General features: G+C 35.7%; 16 protein-coding genes and 2 pseudogenes. 4 read left to right on the forward strand and 14 right to left on the reverse strand.

The annotated features are described in order from the left end of the window. Positions 1-24: 24 nt before the first annotated feature. Both IQ10_RS05045 and IQ10_RS05050 read right to left on the reverse strand, forming a co-directional pair. Positions 25-2076, reverse strand: a complete 2052-nt coding sequence (locus tag IQ10_RS05045; RefSeq protein WP_144449383.1) for a BglG family transcription antiterminator — start codon at positions 2074-2076, stop codon at positions 25-27. A gap of 208 nt (positions 2077-2284) precedes the next feature. Then, positions 2285-2476: pseudogene (locus IQ10_RS05050) on the reverse strand (protein adenylyltransferase SelO family protein); the annotation flags it as partial. Between the two features lie 661 nt (positions 2477-3137). Between IQ10_RS05050 and IQ10_RS18910 the strand changes: the two are divergent. Both IQ10_RS18910 and IQ10_RS05060 read left to right on the forward strand, forming a co-directional pair. Beyond that, positions 3138-3386, forward strand: a pseudogene (locus IQ10_RS18910) (YhjD family protein); the annotation flags it as partial. Between the two features lie 286 nt (positions 3387-3672). Beyond that, complete coding sequence (locus tag IQ10_RS05060; RefSeq protein ID WP_144449385.1) at positions 3673-4191, forward strand: hypothetical protein; 519 nt, start codon at positions 3673-3675, stop codon at positions 4189-4191. A gap of 795 nt (positions 4192-4986) precedes the next feature. Here the strand turns inward: IQ10_RS05060 and IQ10_RS05065 are convergent. The 8 genes from IQ10_RS05065 to IQ10_RS05100 all read right to left on the reverse strand — a co-directional run bounded on the left by IQ10_RS05065 (position 4987) and on the right by IQ10_RS05100 (position 13745). Further along, a complete protein-coding gene (locus IQ10_RS05065; RefSeq protein ID WP_144449386.1) occupies positions 4987-6135 on the reverse strand; it encodes a restriction endonuclease in 1149 nt (382 codons plus the stop codon). A gap of 224 nt (positions 6136-6359) precedes the next feature. After that, positions 6360-7061: an N-acetylmuramoyl-L-alanine amidase gene (locus tag IQ10_RS05070; protein ID WP_242009747.1), complete on the reverse strand. Its 702-nt coding sequence runs from the start codon at positions 7059-7061 to the stop codon at positions 6360-6362. Further along, positions 7048-7383 (reverse strand): phage holin family protein, encoded by a 336-nt coding sequence (locus IQ10_RS05075; protein ID WP_144449388.1) that lies wholly within the window; start codon positions 7381-7383, stop codon positions 7048-7050. The genes IQ10_RS05070 and IQ10_RS05075 overlap by 14 nt, the downstream gene beginning before the upstream one ends. Positions 7384-8059: 676 nt before the next feature. Beyond that, positions 8060-9562: a tripartite tricarboxylate transporter permease gene (locus tag IQ10_RS05080; RefSeq protein ID WP_144449389.1), complete on the reverse strand. Its 1503-nt coding sequence runs from the start codon at positions 9560-9562 to the stop codon at positions 8060-8062. A 27-nt stretch (positions 9563-9589) separates the two neighbouring features. After that, on the reverse strand, positions 9590-10048 hold the full coding sequence (locus IQ10_RS05085; protein ID WP_144449390.1) for a tripartite tricarboxylate transporter TctB family protein: 459 nt from the start codon (positions 10046-10048) through the stop codon (positions 9590-9592). A gap of 13 nt (positions 10049-10061) precedes the next feature. Next, positions 10062-11042, reverse strand: coding sequence for a tripartite tricarboxylate transporter substrate binding protein (locus tag IQ10_RS05090; protein WP_144449444.1), 981 nt, complete (start codon positions 11040-11042; stop codon positions 10062-10064). Positions 11043-11405: 363 nt separating this feature from the next. Further along, positions 11406-11816, reverse strand: coding sequence for a hypothetical protein (locus IQ10_RS05095; RefSeq protein WP_144449391.1), 411 nt, complete (start codon positions 11814-11816; stop codon positions 11406-11408). Positions 11817-12152: 336 nt separating this feature from the next. Continuing rightward, positions 12153-13745, reverse strand: a complete 1593-nt coding sequence (locus IQ10_RS05100) for a long-chain-fatty-acid--CoA ligase (protein ID WP_144449392.1) — start codon at positions 13743-13745, stop codon at positions 12153-12155. A 457-nt stretch (positions 13746-14202) separates the two neighbouring features. Here IQ10_RS05100 and IQ10_RS05105 point away from each other — a divergent pair, with 457 nt between their 5' ends. Further along, positions 14203-14682, forward strand: coding sequence for a CarD family transcriptional regulator (locus IQ10_RS05105; protein ID WP_144449393.1), 480 nt, complete (start codon positions 14203-14205; stop codon positions 14680-14682). A 260-nt stretch (positions 14683-14942) separates the two neighbouring features. On the opposite strand, the gene IQ10_RS05110 is transcribed toward IQ10_RS05105, so the two are convergent. Beyond that, on the reverse strand, positions 14943-15143 hold the full coding sequence (locus IQ10_RS05110) for a cold-shock protein (RefSeq protein WP_144449394.1): 201 nt from the start codon (positions 15141-15143) through the stop codon (positions 14943-14945). A 318-nt stretch (positions 15144-15461) separates the two neighbouring features. On the opposite strand from IQ10_RS05110, the gene IQ10_RS05115 reads away from it, so the two are divergent. After that, complete coding sequence (locus IQ10_RS05115) at positions 15462-15818, forward strand: hypothetical protein (RefSeq protein ID WP_144449395.1); 357 nt, start codon at positions 15462-15464, stop codon at positions 15816-15818. A gap of 543 nt (positions 15819-16361) precedes the next feature. On the opposite strand, the gene IQ10_RS05120 is transcribed toward IQ10_RS05115, so the two are convergent. The 3 genes from IQ10_RS05120 to IQ10_RS05130 form a co-directional block, all read right to left on the reverse strand. Further along, positions 16362-18941, reverse strand: a complete 2580-nt coding sequence (locus IQ10_RS05120; protein WP_144449396.1) for a transglycosylase domain-containing protein — start codon at positions 18939-18941, stop codon at positions 16362-16364. A 135-nt stretch (positions 18942-19076) separates the two neighbouring features. Further along, a complete protein-coding gene (gene fabF / locus IQ10_RS05125; RefSeq protein WP_199757380.1) occupies positions 19077-20315 on the reverse strand; it encodes a beta-ketoacyl-ACP synthase II in 1239 nt (412 codons plus the stop codon). A 25-nt stretch (positions 20316-20340) separates the two neighbouring features. Then, a complete protein-coding gene (locus IQ10_RS05130; RefSeq protein ID WP_144449397.1) occupies positions 20341-21285 on the reverse strand; it encodes a beta-ketoacyl-ACP synthase III in 945 nt (314 codons plus the stop codon). Between the last annotated feature and the right edge of the window lie 41 nt (positions 21286-21326).

A 21326-nucleotide genomic window follows, 5' to 3' on the forward strand; every position in this document is an offset into this window, starting at 1 on the left:
TCTCTCCTTTTTAAGAAAAACAACTTATTTTATAGAGTTCGCGACAAGATTTACAAGTTCATTTGAGTTAGGAGCATGGAGCATCTCTTCTAACACATCATTCATTTCAGCTAATTTCATTAACTGTAACAAAGCATTTAAGTGTTGATGTTTATCAATGGCTGCGATCACTACGATAAAGTGAACTTTTTCTTGATCTTTAAACGTGAGTCCGTCTTTGATCCTTAATAAGCTCATCCCAACTTTATTGACTCCATCGATAGGGCGGGCGTGTGGAATAGCAATATTTAGTCGCAAAACAATGTTTGGTGTCATTTCTGAATACTGAGTTTTCATGGTTTCCACATAATTTTCCGTGATGTTTCCTCTATCTAATAGCGGCTGAGAAGCTATCGATAATGCATCCTGCCAAATTTCAACCGATTCTTCAAGAATCACCGTTTCCGGAATAATGAAATCCGTTAAGCCATAATCCTTTTTCTGCTTCATTTCACCGGAGAATTGAAAAGAAAAATAATCCTGCAAAGCCTTCTCTAACGCTATCTTATTCTCTATCTTTGCATGTTTATCAATTACGGATAGAAGCTGATCAATTTTCACAACAGATGAGTTCAATCCGAAGATGGCTTGCATAACACGTTGGCGTAGTTGTGTTTTTTCAAAATCACTAATAAATTGGTCTACGATAAATAAGTGTTTCTCTGTTTGCAAAGCAACTGGCGAAAAAACAATATCAAATTCCAACTCTGTTTGTCGTTCAAACTCTCGAATGGAAAAGGCTTCGTAAAAGTAAAACTCTGGAAATAAATCACGCAGTGTATTTTCCATTAATCTTGAAATCGAGACGCCATTTGGACAAACAACAACAGCTCTTTTCTTAAAGGAAATCGTCTCTCCACTATTAATCAGATGTCCACCAATAAAGATCGTGATAAACATAATTTCACTTTCTGGAACAGGACTCCCTATATAGTCTTCAAACGGTCTAATGGAATCTTTCACAATGAAGTGAATCGCCTCAAATTCTTCACTAACCTTATCGAGAATGGAATAATTAGTCGTTAACGAATATTTAATGCGATAATACGCTGGCTTCATGTGCAAAACTAACCTCTCTAACAAAGCCTTTTTTTCTTTAAAAAGAATACATGCTTTTTTCTCAAAAAGTTCTAAACTAGATTTCAGAGATTCCTTTAATTGTGGCAATTCAGTTTCAGTCAAAACTTGTGAACTTAGTACATTTGATGTAAGCAGCTGCAACGTAATAAACAGTCGCTCTTCCTTAGGAATATCTTTTATACCTTGAATTAAGATTTCAGCGGCTTCGAATTCTTTTGTATCCGACAATTCATCGTAATCGATTTGGTATGAGCCAGTAATTAAGTTGCCTTTTTTCATTCTTTTGAGAAGGGCCGCTATAATGTATGGGAGAATCTTAATTCGCTCGTCAATGAACTTTAGATGTAACTTATTTTCCACTTCTTCCATTTGCAATTTTAGTTTCTCAATATCAGCCACTGATATGTTCGCTAGTTTCTGAATGTAGGTTTCGCCTTTATAAATCTCAAAAACTTTTCTCAAAACATCAATAAATAATCTTCTCTTATCCCATTCACTACCACTTACTTCATAACCGTTCATTCTTGAATAAACAATCTCTAATTTGTACTCGCTTACAATAGTGTGAGAAAGTTTCATATCTCTTAAAATCGTATTTTTACTTACTTGTAAGGCACTAGAAAAATGAACAAGTGATAATTCTTCTTCACCACTTAACAACATTAATATAATAAATTCAGCTCGCTCTTTTTCAGAGGGAATATACGTAGCTGAAGAAGAATCATCTCGTTTTTCTGCAAATAAGCCTATTAAAACTGGATTTACAATGAACTTCCCACCGTTTGTACGGGATATAACTGGGTAGTTCTTTCCTTTTAACCAATCATTAATTTTTGTGAAACTGTAGCTAATTTGTCTTCGGGATAATTGAAACTTATTCTCCAAATCCTTATTGGATATATCCGGATTCGCAACGACTTCTTTTAATATTAAGTTGCTTCTTTCATCTAGATACATAAGCTGCTCCCCCTTACTTATTTTTATAATAACAGCAAATGGCCATCATCTGATTACGCTTTCATACACATTTATTGTCTGCCTTTTGTGCAACTTGATGTTTTACTATTTAAAACCCAGTAACTTACCCTAACAAAGCTTGGCTGAACAAACCATAAATAATAAATACAGATTTGGACTTTCATTGTTGCCAATCAAATTACGAGCGATTCCATGATGCAATCTTTGGCTGATTGCCGTAGGCGTAACGGCACTGTCGATCTACCCAATCTAACTCAATTGCTGGGTATGTATCCATAAAAGCACAAGGGCCATAATCAATCGTCAACCCACTAATTGTGATGTTGTCCGGATTCATTTCGCCATGAATAAAATCAACAAGCTACCATTTTGCTATCAAGAAGCTTACGCCCGGGCAGAAGATATGTCGAGAGAATCATTGTCCCCGGATAGCGCACCTACTCCCCTCAATAGTTTTTACTTGTTAACTAAGGATTACCTACCTAAACATCCAAAATACCAATAAACAGCTAGTTATTTTCTTGAATTTTAATAGTTGTATCGTTTCAGTAAAGTCTAACTTTGCCTTTCACCTTCAATCGTTGCATCAACTCCTAACCACTCCCTTTACATCTCCCTCATCCGTTCTCATTTCGTTATATTTTTTGGGAGGAAAAGATGAAAACAATAAAGAATTTGAAAAACGGATTGGACTACATTTGCTGTTAATGCAGGGTTTTTTACTCCCTTTTGCCATTTTTGCACTTATTTACATTAATATGGTTAAAGGATGAGTAACTGAATCCTTCAATTGGTTCGTCACCTTTTTTGGTACTTATCGGCAATTATTATTACTAGGAAATTTTGTGAATGGAATTATATTGGCTTTTTCAATATATGGAAATTGAAGTTAGGAAAAATGGAGAAACATGCGAATGGGTATTTCCGTTGGATTTCTATGATTTTATGTACGCTTCTAGCTAGTGGTGGTGTGTTTTGGGCTGCATCTCTATCTTCTAATTGTTTATTACGTTTCCTAAGTTCCTGCAGCATTAGAACGTGATCTAAAGAAGATTGAAACTGCTGGATTAAAGTTAACTGAACCGTATATAAGATTGGTAGAAAGAGCTTTGAATAAAGTTGGAATTGATATAGGAAAGTTAAAAAGAGACATGCAAAAATGTGGCATTACGCTAATCGAGCATGATACAAGCGCTGAAAAGTGTGGGTATTTGATTGTGTGCCGTGGGTATCAGAGAAAATTAAATCTTTTTCCTCACCTAATGAAGAATAAAGTTGAACGTATTTGAATCAGTACTTACTAAAAACTCAAGAACCGTAATTTCGATTGATTTTATTTTGCGCTTTAGTTTTAATTTAAAATCCACAATTAAATTTTCTAATTCTTTATTCATAGGTAAAAATCTCTTTTTTCTTAATAGTAGCTAAAATGAGACATGTTTCAACAAAGATAGGTGATTATCTGACAAAGAAAAAACCTTTAATTTTACAAAACAATTAAAAATCGGTATAATACTCCCTGTATTTCTAAAAATAGGGGGTTTTATTATAAAAAAAGGATTATTAAGTTTGTTTATGGCTTCTGTTTTAGCTGTAGCGACTGCTTGTGGTGGAACTGATGAAATGACAGAAACACCGGGTGATGTAACTGAAGAAACTACAGAAGAGGTTGAAGAAGTTGTTGAAGATAAAGCTGAGGGAGCTGACGTTGATTCTAGCATAAGTACAATCGATACGTCCATGTATCAATATGCTACTGAGGTTACGGTGACCGATGCTATTGAACTCAATAATTACGTCTCTTTAATGATCTATGTTAATGAAGAAAATGATAATAAAGGACTTCAAGCGCAACATGTATTAAATCAAACTTATGATTTCTTACTTCAGGATGCTATTGAAGGTGCAGATTATGTTGGTATTAATGTTGTACAGGGAAATCAAAAAATCTTAATGTTCGAAGTTGACACAGCAAAATTTCAAGAAGATGATGAAGTCCCTATGGCTGATTTAGTTCTAAGGGCATCAGAAATTGAAATGATTCATGATGAAGTAAGACAGTTTGCTGAAGTAATGGAATGGGAAATGCAATAATTTTTAATTTAACCCCTTCACTAGTTTATTAGTAGTGAGGGGGGTTTTTGTTTTAGCAACACCATCTCCACTTGCTGATATCATCTGCCACTTATGGGTGTTATCAAATAAAAGATTTTGTCAACTATTTTATCCATTTCAGCAAGTTCAGAAGTGATAAGAGGTTGAAACTCTTCCTAAGTTTGGCAACATACAAATGGGTTCAAAATGTCGGAAGAAATGAGATAAAAGCTTATTAATCTCGATTATGCTTCTACTTTCTATCCATTTCCAAGTTGACAAAATCACATAAAATGAAATCAAACACAATATATGGTGTATTTAAAATAAAAGTTAGTACAATATGTTGTTTTACTAGGGTTTCTTGTGTTAATCTTAGTTCAGGAAAGAGAGAGTATTTCCCAATTTAATAGGACAAGTAAGAAAACTATTTTATGGAAGTGTTTTGTCATATGCCTTAATATAGAATCTGGAGGTGATTAGATGGAAGAGTATATTCAACTACTATTACTTTTGTTTGCTGCAGGCTCCTTTCTCATTCTTTTTCTGACTTACGTTCACAAGATAACAAAAAAGTAGCTCATCCTTATCTCCCAAGACAAAGTGAGCTACCGCCAAATGTTTATACAAGTTGGAATGTCCTACCATTTCAACTTGTTATATCTTATCATTGCTTATCATTTTACATCATTAGTATATATTTTACTACATCTTAGTGCAATTAAAAAGCAAAAAGGAGCTTACCTCACTAGTCATCAATAAGACAACTAACAAGATAAACCCCCACCTACTAAATTATTCATCTTTAAAATAATCATAGTCAATAGTCTTTACCACAAAAGTATGGTTAATATCAACTCCAACATTATGATCAATCATCAACTTTGATAGTTCTAAACCATCAATCAAAATAATCTTCTTGGCTTCTAATCGTTCAGCATATTTTCTCGCACCATCAGTAAAGTAAGAGGTTGTAATAAATACCCCCTTCCTTGCTCCCTTTCCATCTAGAGCTCCAGAGAAGCTTTGAACAACATCACGACCAACTGAATTATTAGCTGCATACCTTTTAGCTTGAACATATATATTATCTAAACCTAATTTATCTTCTTTAATTACCCCATCTAAGCCTTCATCGTTTGTTCTTTGAGTAACCTTTCCATCTCCATACCCCATCACTGTTAATAGCTCTACAACTATATCTTCAAATTTCATCCAGTGAACATTTCTTAATTGCTTCAATAAATTATCAGCTAGTTCATTTTTTAATTCATCCAATTTCTCTTTAACAATTGTTAGAGGATCTATTACCTTTTCTAACTCTTCAATTTCCTCTTTAATCTCACCTTTGCTCTCGTTAAGTAATTCAAGACCTTCATTGGTAATTTGATATGTAAGCTTATTAACTTCATCAATGTAATTTTCTTTCTTTAAGCTATACCTTACACTTCGTACTCTAGAAAGAAATATAATATCTGAGTTATTTTCATACTTCATTAGTCTTTGTTCCTCACTTAATTTAAAGGAGTTGACTAATTTTTCTGTAATATCACTAGCTGAATATGCACTTCCATCTCTAAGTAGCTCCAAATAAGGAATCATCATTTCCCCTGTAGAAGGGATAGTATCTTTTATATCTTCATTGTAATCTTTATATCCCCGTGCTACTTTGTGTTTTTCAATTAACTGCAGCTCTTCTTTTTCATTTTTTGGAAGTCCCTCTTTGATTAAAATTTGTTTGATCTCTGGAATTGTTAAACCTGTTTCATTCAATTTCTTAAGGAATGTCATTATTCTTAATGACTCCATAGTGTACATAACTCTATTCCGACTAGATTCAGTGGGTATATATTCTTTGAAATCCTTCACCCATCTTCTACCATTTGCTTCAGACCATCCAACTAACTCCGACATTTTTGTTTTTGTTAATAATTTATCATTCAATACTGAACCCATCCCTTTATTACTTCATTGTCAGTTTTGCTACTCACCATATATCACGAGTGAATCAATAGTGAATTCTATTTGTTTTATTTTAACATAAAATCCCAACCTCACTTTAATAAGTTTTTTATTTTCATAAATAATAAAAAGAAATTAACTGGACGTGATAGACTTTGGTTGATATTCATCAAACTACACGTATATAAGATTAAGTGCTTTTGTTGTTACTCAGTAATAAACACTGAATAACCGTTACTTTTTAATTCAGTAGCTAGTCGTTCTGCATTAGCTTTATTAGCAAATGCTCCGACTTGAACACAATACAATTTATTAGAATTACATAGTTGTGTTTGTGGAGGCGGTGGAGTAGGTTGCGCTTTCTTCTTTAAATTAAAGATTGATACAAGACCATTCTCCATACCTTTAGCACACTTATTCAAAAATGCAGGATCTTTTAACAAACGTGCATCATTAGTATTATCAATAAATAAAAACTCAGGTAAAATAGCTGGCATTTTAGACTCACGTACAACACGAAAGTTAGCTGTCTTTTTACCACGATCACGCACATTTCCTACTGCTTTCATGATTTCACTATGTATCACATTTTGATTATTTCGTATAGCTGCGCTCACATTACCATTGAAAATCAATGTTTCAATACCAGTACCACCACCAGCATTAATATGCACACTAATAAAGTAATCAGCACCCCAAGCATTAGCCATGTCTGTACGTTGTTTTAATGACAATGTACGGTCATCTTCACGACTTAAACGCACTTCAATATTCTCGTATTGCTCTAAATATTTCTTTAAAGCTAAAGCGATTGGTAATGTTAAATCCTTTTCACGTAATCCATTACCAAAAGCACCTGGATCAGTACCGCCATGACCAGGATCTACAAAAACCTTAATCTTTTTCATTATCATTCTCCTTCCCTTTTAATACATCGATAAAATCTCTAATTTTCGTATGAATATAGACATCAATTCTGTCTAGATTTTCTGTATTGCTTAATAGCTCCATGCCTATGTACACTGTGACAACAACACCACCGACAACGTTAGTTCCAAATAAATTAATTTCAATAAGGTATACAAGTCCAATTAAAATCAATAAGCCAACTTTTTTATTGAATCCTGCTATCCCAATAGCACTTCTCCAACGCTTTCCTTCTTTTCTGCTTGCCATTAATCTAGTAATTACATCTGTAATTTGAACAACTACTAATATTGCATAAGGCATTTGTTAACAACGGTGATAAAATTCCCAATATAGACGGTTAAAAATTCCTCAAAATTAGCGGATAATAGTCTCGATACATCAAATTCTTGGAGTGGAGAGACATTAGACATGATAGAGATAGGGGAATTTTTTATAATTAAAGGGTCAATTTATGGTGTACGAGTCGAAGCATTTACTTCGAATGAACTACACTACAATAATTATCAGCACCAAGTTGATAAAATTACTCGTATTTCTCACCTTAAAACTTTAAATCAATGGCATACAGACCATCATTCTGTCAAAATTCCACTAAAAAAAGCCAACGCAATCTAATCTTTTAGGTCAAATACCAAACTCTTGAATTTTTTTGCGTCCGACAATAATCTCGAAACATTTTTAATAAGTCAAGCAACAGATTTTAGTATATTGAAGGAAATTGCGGAAGTTCTGACGCATAAAGTATGTTCTAGCTTTCTTAATTCCTTTAAAGTCTGCATCAAGAATAATTATTCCATTACTTCAACTTCACTTTCCCAGCAGCTGAAATGAGAACATCCAAACATTAAGATAATAGATTGGTATAAGAAAAAACACCGTCAGTATCTCTATAAACAATGCTCTTTCTAAAATCTTCAGCTAAAAAAGGTACTCCAGCAGCTGATTTCAACTTTTGGAATACCTTTTCAAATATGTGTTACATGCTTACTGGTGGTTGCTGCTCTTTTTTACGTTTAACACGATCCCTCCAAGCTGGAATAATGACCGCTAATGCTGTTAACAAAATTAGTGACATCGCTAGTGGGCTTGTTAAGAAAATATTCCACGATCCTCCTGAAATCGTCAATGATTGACGAAGCGCATTTTCCATCATTCCCCCTAAAATAAATGCAAGAATAAATGGGGCTGCTGGGAACGCAAAGATTCTCATGAAGTATCCCAAAATTCCAAAAACAACAAGTAAGTAAAGATCAAACGTACTAAAGCTTACCGCATATACCCCTATTAAACTCGAAATGATTACTAAAGAGATCAATAGCGGACGTGGTATTTTTAATACTTTAACAAAATAAGGGATTAACGGTAAATTTAAAATCAGTAAAAAGACATTTCCTATATACATACTCGCAATAATACCCCAGAATACAGTTGGGTTTTCGGTCATTAATAATGGTCCTGGTTGAACTCCAAGTACGAGGAATGCTCCAAGCATAACAGCGGTAGTCCCCGATCCAGGAATACCGAGACTTAATAACGGTACGAAGGCTCCACTTGTTGCGGCATTATTGGCTGTTTCTGGTCCTGTTAAGCCTTTAATCGAGCCTTTTCCAAACTCTTCTGGATTTTTTGCTAATTTCTTTTCTGAAATATAAGCAACAAATGAAGATATGGTTGCCCCTGCTCCTGGCAGAACTCCGAGTATGAATCCAAGGAAAGATTGCCTTGTCATCGGTCCTTTCATTTCATTAAAATCTTGTTTTGTTAACTTCAAACTACCGATATTATCTAAACCAGACATTTTTTCTTTTCGATTTAAAATTAAGAAACAAACTTCCGCAATCGCAAATACTCCAAGGGCAATAATTAAAAAGTCAATTCCATCAAGTAAATTTACACTACCAAACGTAAATCGACTTGTCCCTGTTTGGGAATCAATACCTATTGTTACAATCATAAATCCAAGTACTGCTGAAATTAGCGCTTTAATGGTTGATCCTTCTGATAAACTAGCAATTGCTGTTAACCCAAGAAGCATTAATGCAAAATACTCAGGTGGTCCAAAAATGATCGCAACACTCGCAAGTATTGGTGCAAACATCATTAATAAAATAACACTGACTGTCCCGCCAACAAATGAAGCAATTGCCGAAATCGCTAACGCTTTTCCTGCCTTCCCTTGTTGAGACATTGGGTATCCATCAAATGAAGCTGCAACCGTTCCTGCTACACCAGGTGCGTTTAATAAAATCGATGAAGTCGAGCCGCCGTACATTGAGCCGTAATAAACACCAGCCATCATTACAAGCGCAATCGTTGAATCCATCCCATACGTTACTGGGATCATAATAGCAATCGCGCTAATTGGTCCAAGCCCTGGGATCATCCCAATGATTGTCCCTATTAGCACACCGAGAAAAACAAATAATATAGCATCCCAACTAAATGCCACTTGAAACCCTTGTGCTATTCCTTCAAACATACCTTTCTACACTCCTTTCCAACCATCTTAAAATGGTAAAATTCCAGCAGGTAAGCGAATGGCCAACCCGTAATTAAATAAACTATAGGCTCCTACCGAAAAAATGCAGGCTGTCAAAATATTTACAACCCACTTCTTGTAACCGAGAAACCTTGAACAAACGATAATGAATGCTATTGTCATGATGACAAACCCAACCACTTCAAGAACGGTAATATAAATGAGAATAAGTGTCATGACTCCTAGTAGCATCCCAGCTTCTTTTCTTTTTATCACCCGTTTCTTTTTTTGTTCTTCTGTATCCACATCTTTACTAAAGAAAAAACAGATCGAAAGAATAAGTAAAACGAACCCTAATAACTTTGGAATTAAATCAGCATCAACAGGAACAAACGTATATTCAGGAAGTCTAAATGCCATAATTAAATACACAAGTGCTATAGTCATTAATACAAGAGAAAGACTTTTATTAACTGACAGCCTCATCAAAACACCTCCCTTAATCTCTTAAAAACCCTAATTCTTTTAATACACCTTCAAGCTCAATTGATTGTTCATCTAAAAATGCTTTAAATTCTGTGCTATTCATAAACCGTTCATCCCAACCGTACATATTTCTAATTTCTGCAAATGCCTCTGATTCAGATGTTGCCTTGAAAATGCTCTCATAGAAAGCCAGCTGTTCTTCTGTCATATCTGGTGGTCCAAAAATGCCACGCCACACAATAAATTCAGTATCAATCCCTTGCTCACGTCCTGTCGGTAATGTTTCTAAAAACTCATCACCTTGCAAGCGCTCAGGCGCGGTAATGCCTAGCACTTTCATTTTTCCAGCACGAGCTTGTTCAGCTGCATCTGATACCCCTGTTGAGACAACATCAATACTACCATTTAGTACAGAAGTCATTGCCCCTCCCTCCTGGTCAGATATATAGCGAATCTTTGTAATATCTACACCAGCAGCATTAGCAAACAAAATGAACTGCATGTGATCCATACTTCCTGGTGATGAATGACCAACAACCGTCACATTCTCTGGCTCTTCTCGCATTTCAGCAAATAACTCATCAAGCGAATCCCAGCGCGCATCAGCACGTACAGCAAATGCACCATAATCTGCAATTAAGTTTGCTATCGGGGTGAAATCCTCGTAGCCATACGGTGACTGACCATTAAGTGCAATGAAATGAATCGGAGGTGAGCTAATGAATAGATTATGTGGGTCATTGCGTTTATGAATATAAGCCCAACCTACTGCTCCCCCTCCACCTGGTTTATTAACGACCCCAAAGCCATGGTTTGCCAAGTTTTCCTCATCAATCGTACGAGCTAGCATTCGTGCAGTTGTATCCCAACCGCCCCCAGCTGCAGAAGGTGCGATGATTTCAATAGAACGATCAGGTTCCCACTCTCCGTTTTCATTCACTGAACCACTTTGAACAGGTGACGAACAACCTGCAAGTAAAATAAGTCCAATCATGATCAAAACTAGTAATCTTTCAGACAATGAAAGCGCCTCCTTTTAAGTTTTAACTAATTTTACTTGCGCTCACTTGTTTTGAAAACGTTTTCAAACTATTGTCTATTAAAACCTTTTTGAAACTTTTGTTCATTTTGTTCACGCAAAAAAGACTTTCAAAAAAAGATTCATACCCCTCTTTTGAAAGCCTTCTATTAGCAAATAACTATTTCGTCAAAACTATTGCCACAATGTTCCACTTCTTTTGTAGTAAGCTTGCCTAGGTATTAGATCAAGATCAGCGAAAGCGATACCACTCTATTCTAATTCGAGAAATACTTCTCCTACAATCCCGCCAAATGTATTCAGCACTCTCTTTTTAGTTTAAGGAACGAATTCAACAATTTCTTCTTGTTGCTCTTCTACCAACACTTGTTCTCCTCCAATGGCTTGTAAAGCAGCACCGATTGTCTGATACCAATCCCCAGTTATGGCGATTTTTTGTCCTTCAATTACAATTTCTTTAGTAGTTGCTGTAATTTGCTTCTCTACTCCTATTGCCTGAGAAAGTTGCCCAACTGCTTGAACCCAGACTCCCGTCAGTATCTTTTTCTCACCATCTGAATCATCACCTAACAAAAACAACTTTAATAAAATAATAGCCTCTGCAATTTTCCCTATCGTTTGAAGCCAAACTGCAGCAGCCACTTGTTTTTCTAAATTTAACTTTAAATCTTCGTTTATTTTTGATTCATTCACAATGTCATTCACTCTCCATTGTTTTTCCAAAGCCAATACATTCACTCCCTTACAAAATGTCTACTTCATTATTTTTATTCAAGTAGAAGGGATATTGATTGTATTTATTTAACTATGGTCGTACTTATCACGAAAATTGGTTTTATGAAAGTACTGTCCATTATGTTCAATAGCGTACTTGTAGAATGTATTTGAGCTATTGTCATTTATTACAATAGGTCTAATAACTTCCCTACTAAAAAAACACCATACTACTCAGGCCTATACAACTTACCGCCCTTATCGTAAAACCGTTCACTATGCGATCAAATGACAAACTACCCGCATCCGAATAAATATCGAAAACAGGTAGTTCAGCTAATTTCATTACGATTAATTCACCTTCTTCGTTCCGTTCCAATGCATTTCTCTCAAGCGAAATTTTTGCAGTTTACCTGTAGCTGTTTTTGGTAATGATTCGACAAACTCAACCACTTTAGGTGCTTTAAAATGGGCCATTTTCGATCTGCAAAAGTCAATAATCTGAGCTTCCGTCACATTTGCACCAGCTTGTAACACGATGATTGCCTTCGGTACCTCACCCCATTTTTCATCAGGAATGGCAATAACCGCAACCTCCATCACATCGGGATGTTTATACAAAATTCCTTCCACCTCTGTAGAAGAAATATTTTCTCCTCCAGAAATAATCAAATCTTTCGCCCGATCCTGTATTTCAATGAACCCGTCTGGATGGGTGACAGCCAAATCCCCAGTATAGAACCATCCGTCCTTGATAGCGGCTGCAGTGGTTTTTGGGTCCTTATAATATCCCTCCATCACAACGTTACCACGAGTAATGATTTCTCCCAATTCCTTCCCATCCCAAGCAACTTCTCTCCCATCTGGATGGACGACTTTTGTTTCTCCATTAAAAGCAAGTTCAATCCCTTGTCTTGCCTTAATCGTGGCTTGTTCATCCGCTGTTTTTAATTCAAACTCTTTTTTCCATTCACAATAAAGAATGAAAGGCGAGGTTTCCGTCAGCCCATAAACATGGATCATTTTTAGTCCAAGGATTTCTTGTGCTTTATGAATGAGAGCTGCCGCTGGAGGCGCACCAGCTGTAGCCATCCGTGGACGTGTCTTGATTTCAATTTCCTTCGCTTTTGGATCATTGACGAGCATATTAACTACTGTCGGAGCCCCGCACAATAAGGTAATCCTTTTACTTTCGAACAATTCGAGTATAAGAGGGGGATCGACCTTTCTCAAGCAGACATGAGTGGCACCAGCAGCAGTAATAGACCAAACACCGCCCCAGCCATTGGCATGAAACAGTGGTAATGTATGAAGATAAACATCATCATGATTGACACCAAGATGATACATAAAATTAGCTGCGTTGAGATAATTTCCGCGGTGGGTTAGCATGACTCCTTTTGGTTTTGATGTCGTACCACTTGTATAATTCAAGGTTAACAATTGATTCTCATCAATTTCGAGCTCTGGTAGGATTGATTTATCCGAAGCACCTTTAAGAAATGTTTCATAATCCACTCCTTTTAAAGAACTCTCTTGTTCTGTTACAGAAACTGTTACAATTTGCTCTAAAGAAAGGTTACCCTCGATTTCCTCAATTGGTCCGCTAAATTCTTCATCAACAATTAACATTTTCGAATCACTATGATTGATGATGTACTCTAAATCTCTGGCTGCTAAACGATAATTTAAAGGAACCATTACAGCTCCAAGTTGACAGATACCATAAAAGCATTCCAACATATAATGTGTGTTGGGCAGCATCACTGCAACATGGTCGCCTTTTCGGATACCTGCTTCATGAAGAGCAACCGAAAGCCGATCTGCGCGTTCTCCAAATTCTTTGTACGTAAACTCTTTCTCTCCATCGATGATAGCTGTCTTTTGTGAATAATATTTGACCGCCCTACGTTTCCAATCAAGAGGGGTTAATGCAGAAATCAAAAGAAACCAGCTCCTTTTACCGGCACTAACATTTCACATATAGATCTGTATCGTGCCATGCATTATTTTGATACAACCTTACATACTTTTAAGGAGACACTACCCTGTGGAAGGAATAAGGTAGCAAACCTTTGACATTATCAATTGATGGCATTCTGTTACGATGATCGATTTTTCATAAGATTACCTTAAGAAAACGCTCACAATAAAATAATAATATAAATGCCAACATATTTAAATTGAAAATTTATAATTTTTAAAATTTAAAGTATGTAAATTCTATCTACAGGTGTTAACTCTATGATTTTTAAAGCAATGGTCTTAATAGTCGTCACCATTTTCTAATGGGCAAATCAAAAAACTATTGACATAGATTTCCTAAAAATGATATTATTAAAATTTTGTTAAAAAACTATATTCATGATATTATTAAAGTAATATTTATGGAGGTGGGCATATGTTTGAAATTGGCAATAACATTATATATCCAATGCATGGTGCAGGTATAATTGTAGGAATTGAAGAAAAAGAAATTCAGGGTGAAGTTCAGAATTATTATGTAATTAAAATAATTACTAATAATATGCAAGTACTTATCCCAATTAATAATATAACAAATTCACATATACGTGCTGTTGCCGATAAGCTCTCCATGGAAGTTGTATTGGACATTTTCCATAACGGAGAAACCGATAAGTCTTTATCTTGGAAACATAGATACAAAATAAACTCCGAAAAAATTAAGTCTGGTAAATTAAAAGAAGGTGCTGAAGTCGTACGTGATTTGATGAGGATCGAAAATGAAAAAAATCTTAATTCTAGCGATAAACAGTTGTTGAATACTGCCCGAAAAATTCTAGTTGGCGAATTAAGGTTAATCAGAGGGATATCTGAAGTGCAAGCAACTGATTTGTTGAAAATCAACAACCCTGTTTAGACAAATCAATCTATAACTCCGATTGTCCTGATCAATACTCCGACTCAAATGCGCAATATACTGCCTCTTTTTTTCAATAAATCTGATTTAGATCTTTCATTTCTATGCTGTCCGCCTTATTATTTAACTTCCATTTGTAAGAGAAATAGACTCCTCTCTCATTGTTCTTATACTCTTAAATTAATCCTTTAAAGCTTATTTTTCAAAGCAATCAAAAAAAAACAGACCCTTTTAAAAGGACCTGTTTTTAAAAAACTATTTTATGCTTTTTCAACGTTTGCAGCTTGAGGTCCACGAGCACCTTGCTCAACGTCAAACGTAACTTTTTGACCTTCATCTAATGATTTGAAACCTTCAGATTGAATAGCAGAGAAATGAACGAATACGTCGTCTCCACTTTCACGTTCGATAAAACCAAAACCTTTTTCTGCGTTAAACCATTTTACTGTACCTTGTTCCATATAAATTGCCTCCTAGTGCGCTAAACACACAATATATTACTATCCTTGCCTAAAGTGATCATCAAGACGAAAAATCAAATTCTTAATCTATCCTTTACACCGAACAAAAATAATTCTTCTTCATTGTAACAGAATATAAGAGTAAATTCAACTTAATACTATGACTTTCTTTTAAGCCTCTTCCTTCTAATTTTAAGAAGGGGCTCGTCTCTTTTAAGTTCGATTCCTAACTGTCCTGTCAGCTAGAATTTTTTTCGATTGAAAGATACAATTTGAATCTGCTAAAATGAGTCTGTTGCCAAGTAAGGAGGTCATTCTATGTACAGAGGAAAAGCTTTTTGTGAAGCAAGTATCTACTTATACTCAAAACCAAACGCACCAAAAGAAGAACTTCAAAAACGAATATACAATATTGAAAATTATCAACGTACTAACGTAAAAGTTACAGCTGTATATATTTTATCTACAGGATTTGATAAACGTCATAATGAACAGTTTACGTCTCTTTCTGTCATGGCTGAAGTTCTTGTTAAGTATAGTCATCAAATAACTCATCTTAATGATTATCGCGTCAATGCATGCAGGGAATTAAGAAAGCATTTTCCGTATGCTGGAGCGATTATGGCGCATTCCATAGATACGTATAACCCCCATCGTTTAGAAGGGTTCATATAAAACCTTGACAAAAATGTAAAAACAAACTAAAAGCGACCTCATATCCTGGATTAATGGATAAAAAGGTCGCTATCTTATTAATTCTTCAAGCATTTACTATTAAATCCCTTCTAATACTTCCCTTATAAAGCCTAACTTTTAAAGCTTACCTTCTAAAGTGTTACTTTTTAAAGCTTAACTTATAATTCAAGTATTTATTTTTATTTTTAGTCCCCGTGTACAAATGTTTCATAGTACACTTCGCTCACCTAAGTCATTGGAATCAGTCCCTTCACTTAGTATAGCTATGTTTCCTTTTTTAGAATCTTGTACTCCAAATCCTATCTCCTTTCTTATTTATTTGTTTTTGTTGCTTGTCTTTATATTAAATTATTATTTATTTATTGTAAATATTCAAAATACTTAATTTTAGAGTGTTTTTCCGATGTTTTCTCTCTTTTTCTTATTTTTTCTACATATATTGAACATTTTCATTTTTTTGTAGTTTTTTAGTCTTTACTAAAAAATAAGAGCCCTTAAATTGAACAAGGGCTCTATTGATCTTCAATCTACTTCTTCCTCAACATCGCTCTCTTCCTCACGAGATAATTGTTGTCCATTTATGCCATTATCTTGTTGAGTATACTCTTGTTTTTGCTGCTCTGTTTCATTTTTTTCTTCTGACTTTTTTTCTTCTTTAGGAACATCTTTGTTGTTTGATGATTCTGCTGGTTGATCGTTCGTTCTTTCTTGCTCTTTTTCAGGCTTAGATTCCTTTGGTTCTTTTGGTTCTTTTGGTTCTTTTTCTTCTTTCTTTTCTTCTTTTGTTTCTTCTTTTGTTTCTTCTTTTGTTTCTTCTTTTGTTTCTTCTTTTGTTTCTTCATTCGTTTCTAATTGATCATCTTTTTCGTTTACCTTATTATCCTCGTCGTCCTTTTTTTCTTGTTTTTCTTTGTTTTCTACATTTACCTTTTCTTCGTCAACTATTGATGAGGCCTCTCTTTCTTTATCCTCTCTTTCTGAATCATCGGTCTGGTTTTGTTGTCTACTAGGCCTCTGTTGTTTCTTCTGCCATTCATCTTTTACTAGGCTATAAGCGTCCTCTATTGATGTTCCTGATACAAACAATTCCGTTACGATATGGTCGCTATCAGTCCAGCTACTCGCCATCTTGCCAGTTCGTGTATCAATGGTTATTTCCTCTACAGAATCAGGCTTTTGGAATGCCGCAGTTTCTCCTTCTTTCGACATTTCCTGCATCACTTCTCTAAAGATATGCTGGGCAATCTGTCTATCTTCACGTGTTTTAATATAGTTATCTTCACTTAACTGTGAATAGCCAGTCCACACTGCAGCAGTATACTTTGTGGTGTATCCAGCAAACCATACGTCAGGTACCCCTTCCGTTATATTCAATTGATCTTTTATTTCTTTTGGAAAGTTCGTTGTCCCTGTTTTCCCAGCAACTTCTATTTGATCAAGCTGAGCATACCTGCCCGTCCCTTCATTTACAACCGTTTGAAGCATATCTGTAATCATATAAGCAGTATAATCATTCATTGCTCGAATGGGATCAGGTTTCAAATTAATCTCTGTTCCATCAGGAAAGACAACTTTTCGAACAGTATGGGGCTCGTGAAAGATCCCACCATTACCAAAGGCAGAATAAGCACCAGCTAATTCAAGTGGAGAAATTCCTTCATGAAAAGAGCCAAGTGCATAAGACTCATAAATTGCGTCATTAAATGATATACCTAAATTGGAAGCAAATTGTGCAGCACGCTCATAACCAACTTCATTAAACGTTTTGACCGCTGGAATATTCCATGAGTTTTTCAAAGCTTCGCGAATGGACATCATACCGTGATATTGATTATTAAAATTGCTAATAACTTGGTCGGTTCCTTTATACGTCATTTCCTCATCTTTAATTTGTTGAAAAGTTGACCATTTTAAATACTCAATTGCTGGGCCATAGCTTAAAATTGGTTTGATTGTTGAGCCTGGTGAACGCTGAATATTTGTTGCATAATTTGTTCGGTTTTCACCAGCATTCTGATTTCTACCTCCACCAATTGCTTTAATTTCTCCCGATTTCGTATCAATCAAGGTTATTCCTGCTTGAAACTCGTCATCTGGGTATGTGATGTATTCATTCGTATTTAGAACCTTTTCAACGTGTTGCTGTGCGTTGGGATCAAGCGTTGTATAAATTTTTAATCCTCCGTTATAGATCATCGAAGGCGTTATTTCATTAATCTCTTCTAATTCTTTAAAAACTTGATCCATAAAAGCAGCAGAAATGGAATGATCGGCTCCTTTTTCGGTTACCATGTCTTTAACTGTAACAGATAAGGCATTGTTGTACTCTTCCTCCGTAATAAATCCATGTTCATACATAAGAGAAAGAACGATATTTCTTCGATTCTCTGCGAGTTCAGGATTTTCGTATGGATTATACCCACTAGGCCTTTGCGGAAGTCCAGCAAGTAAAGCAGCTTCTGCAATTGTTAACTCTTTTACCTCTTTTCCAAAATAGTTATCGGCAGCAGTGACGATACCATAAGCTCCATTACCGAAATAAATTTTATTTAAATAAAGCTCAAGAATTTCATCTTTTGTATACTGTTGCTCAAGTTTAAGTGCAAGATAAACCTCTTGAATTTTGCGCTCAATCGTTTTTTCTGAAGTTAATATAGCATTTTTTACGACTTGTTGAGTAATGGTACTGCCACCTTCAGAACCAAAGCCGTCCGTTATATTGGATACCGCTGCTCCTCCAATTCTCCTTAAATCAACCCCATTATGGGATTCGAAGCGAATGTCTTCAATTGCTATAAATGCATTTCGAACAATTGAAGGTACTTCCTCAATTTCAATCGATTTTCGATGTTCTCCCCCATTAAGGTCAAAAATTTCTTGATTGTTTTGATCATAAACAGTCGATGAGTTCGAAAAATTAAATGTCTCCTCATTCATTTCAGGGGCCTCCTGCATTACACCGTAAATTTGAAACCCTCCAATGGATAAAGCAACAAGTATTAAAATAGAAAACACAAGGATTGTTTTAAAAAACAGACCTTTTCTTTTTCCTTTTTTCTTTTCCTTTTTTTGTTTTTGCCTTGATGGCTTTTTATCTTCCATAATATCCCCCCAAAAAAATACGACAATAAGATTACGTTAACAACTTCCCTTTTTTAAAAAAGTTAAAACTAATTTTCCAAAATAAAAAAACTCTCATTGCGAGAGTTTTTTATTTTTACGAACTAAACAAAACGTTTATTCTGCTTTTTTAAACACTAACGAAACATTGTGACCACCAAACCCTAAAGAATTAGATAAAACAATAGTAACGTCCAATTCCCTTGCAACATTTGGTACGTAATCTAAATTAAGTGCTGGGTCAGGCGTTTCATAATTCATTGTTGGTGGTATGATGCCATTTTTTATAGATAAGAGAGAAAAAATAGCCTCAATCGCTCCAGCTGCTCCGAGGAGATGTCCTGTCATTGATTTCGTAGAACTTACTGATAACGCAGTAGCGTGTATTCCAAATACTTCTTTTATCGCTTTCGTTTCATATAAATCGTTATAATATGTACTTGTGCCGTGGGCATTAATATAATCAACTTGATCTGGCGAGATACCAGCATCATTTAATGCTAATGTCATTGCACGTCCTGCACCTTCTCCGTCAGGCGCTGGTGTAGTAATATGATGCGCATCCCCTGTCGCACCGTATCCAACAAGTTCTCCGTAAATATTTGCACCACGAGCTCGTGCATGCTCTAACTCTTCTAAAATGATAATTCCTGCACCTTCTGCAATGACAAATCCATCTCGATTTTGATCAAATGGACGACTCGCTGTAGCAGGATCTGGATTTGTTGAGAGAGCTGTCATATTTTGAAAACCTGCTATCGTCATGTCCGTAATCGCAGCTTCTGTTCCTCCTGTAATCATCATGTCCTGATCACCATTTTGAATCACACGGAAGGCATCTCCAATTGAATTGGCACCAGAAGCACATGCCGTAACAGAGCAATTATTGATTCCTTTCGCGCCAAGTTCGATGGAAACACGCCCTGCAGCCATATCAGGAATGAGCATCGGAATGATAAATGGACTAACGCGCTTTGGCCCTTTATCTAAAAATCGCTTATGTTGTTCTTCAAATGCATCTAACCCACCAATACCTGATCCAATCCAGACACCGATACGCTCTGGCTCGACATCTTTTCCAATTTGAAGTTCTGCATCCTTCACAGCCATTTTACTTGCAGCAATAGCGAATTGTGTAAACCTCGCCATCCTTCTTGCTTCCTTACTGTCTATGAAATCTTCAGGTATAAACCCCTTTACTTCTCCGGCTACTTTCACGTTAAATTTCTCAGAATCGATTCTTGTGATCGGAGCAATACCAGACACACCATCTTTAATTTTCTCCCACGTCGTCATCGCATCATTCCCTAAAGGTGTAACGGCCCCTATCCCTGTAATGACTACTCTTTTTTTCATATCAATTTTCCTCTCTTCATTCAAATTATTTGCCCCATCTTAAACAAACAGCACCCCATGTTAATCCTCCTCCAAATCCGACCATAACGATCACATCATCGTCCTGTATCTTTCCTTCTTCTAACTCTGTAAACAATGCTAATGGAATCGAAGCAGCTGACGTATTACCATGGATTTTGACTGTTGTTGATACTTTCTCTTTATCCAGACCGAGTCTCTCTCTAGCAGCATCAATAATACGAAGGTTCGCTTGATGTGGAACAAGAAAATCAACATCCTCTTTCTTAAGGCCAGCTTTTTCGACAACACTTAAACTAGATTCAGGCATTTGACGAACAGCAAATTTAAACACTTCTCTACCGCTCATGGAAACGGTATTCGTTTTAGGATCAACTAGTAAATGATTTGCTCCAGCACCGTCAGCACCTAATTCAAAGGATAAAAAACCTCTTCCTTCTTGTACTTCACTAAGTACAACAGCACCAGCACCGTCTCCAAACAAAACACTTGTATTTCGATCTGCCCAATCTATTATCTTTGAAAATTTTTCACTACCAATAATTAATACATTTTTATATGTACCCGTTTCAATAAATTGTTTACCAGTGACTAACGCATAAACAAATCCCGAACAAGCAGCACTCACATCCATAGCGGGTATATGACTAATACCAAGAGCTTCTTGGACCAAACAGGCTACAGATGGAAAGGGATAATCGGGTGTTGCGGTAGCAACTAAAATTAAATCAATATCACGAGCATGTATGGAAGCATCTAATAAAGCATTTTCCGCCGCGATAATTGCCATATTAGACGTATCCATATCACGACTTGCAATTCTACGTTCTTCTATGCCCGTTCTTGTCCGAATCCATTCATCACTTGTATCTATATTTTTTGCTAAATCATCATTTGTCATTATTTCATCTGGAATATAAGTACCTACACCAATGATACCTACACATTTCATGTAACCACCCTAACTTATAAATTTATGACTTGGTCATAATA

The organism is Halalkalibacter nanhaiisediminis (genome assembly GCF_007830185.1).
GTDB classification, from domain to species: Bacteria; Bacillota; Bacilli; order Bacillales; family Bacillaceae_D; genus Halalkalibacter; species Halalkalibacter nanhaiisediminis.

Excerpts from the sequence above, each read along its gene's own strand:
- IQ10_RS05120 (WP_144449396.1), bottom strand. The coding sequence starts at position 18,941 with ATGGAAGATAAAAAGCCATCAAGGCAAAAACAAAAAAAGGAAAAGAAA.
- IQ10_RS05070 (WP_242009747.1), bottom strand. The coding sequence starts at position 7,061 with ATGAAAAAGATTAAGGTTTTTGTAGATCCTGGTCATGGCGGTACTGAT.
- IQ10_RS05045 (WP_144449383.1), bottom strand. The coding sequence starts at position 2,076 with ATGTATCTAGATGAAAGAAGCAACTTAATATTAAAAGAAGTCGTTGCG.
- IQ10_RS05085 (WP_144449390.1), bottom strand. The coding sequence starts at position 10,048 with ATGAGGCTGTCAGTTAATAAAAGTCTTTCTCTTGTATTAATGACTATA.
- IQ10_RS05130 (WP_144449397.1), bottom strand. The coding sequence starts at position 21,285 with ATGAAATGTGTAGGTATCATTGGTGTAGGTACTTATATTCCAGATGAA.
- IQ10_RS05115 (WP_144449395.1), top strand. The coding sequence starts at position 15,462 with ATGTACAGAGGAAAAGCTTTTTGTGAAGCAAGTATCTACTTATACTCA.
- IQ10_RS05090 (WP_144449444.1), bottom strand. The coding sequence starts at position 11,042 with ATGATTGGACTTATTTTACTTGCAGGTTGTTCGTCACCTGTTCAAAGT.
- IQ10_RS05105 (WP_144449393.1), top strand. The coding sequence starts at position 14,203 with ATGTTTGAAATTGGCAATAACATTATATATCCAATGCATGGTGCAGGT.
- IQ10_RS05110 (WP_144449394.1), bottom strand. The coding sequence starts at position 15,143 with ATGGAACAAGGTACAGTAAAATGGTTTAACGCAGAAAAAGGTTTTGGT.
- IQ10_RS05080 (WP_144449389.1), bottom strand. The coding sequence starts at position 9,562 with ATGTTTGAAGGAATAGCACAAGGGTTTCAAGTGGCATTTAGTTGGGAT.
- fabF (WP_199757380.1), bottom strand. The coding sequence starts at position 20,315 with ATGAAAAAAAGAGTAGTCATTACAGGGATAGGGGCCGTTACACCTTTA.
- IQ10_RS05060 (WP_144449385.1), top strand. The coding sequence starts at position 3,673 with ATGGCTTCTGTTTTAGCTGTAGCGACTGCTTGTGGTGGAACTGATGAA.
- IQ10_RS05075 (WP_144449388.1), bottom strand. The coding sequence starts at position 7,383 with ATGCCTTATGCAATATTAGTAGTTGTTCAAATTACAGATGTAATTACT.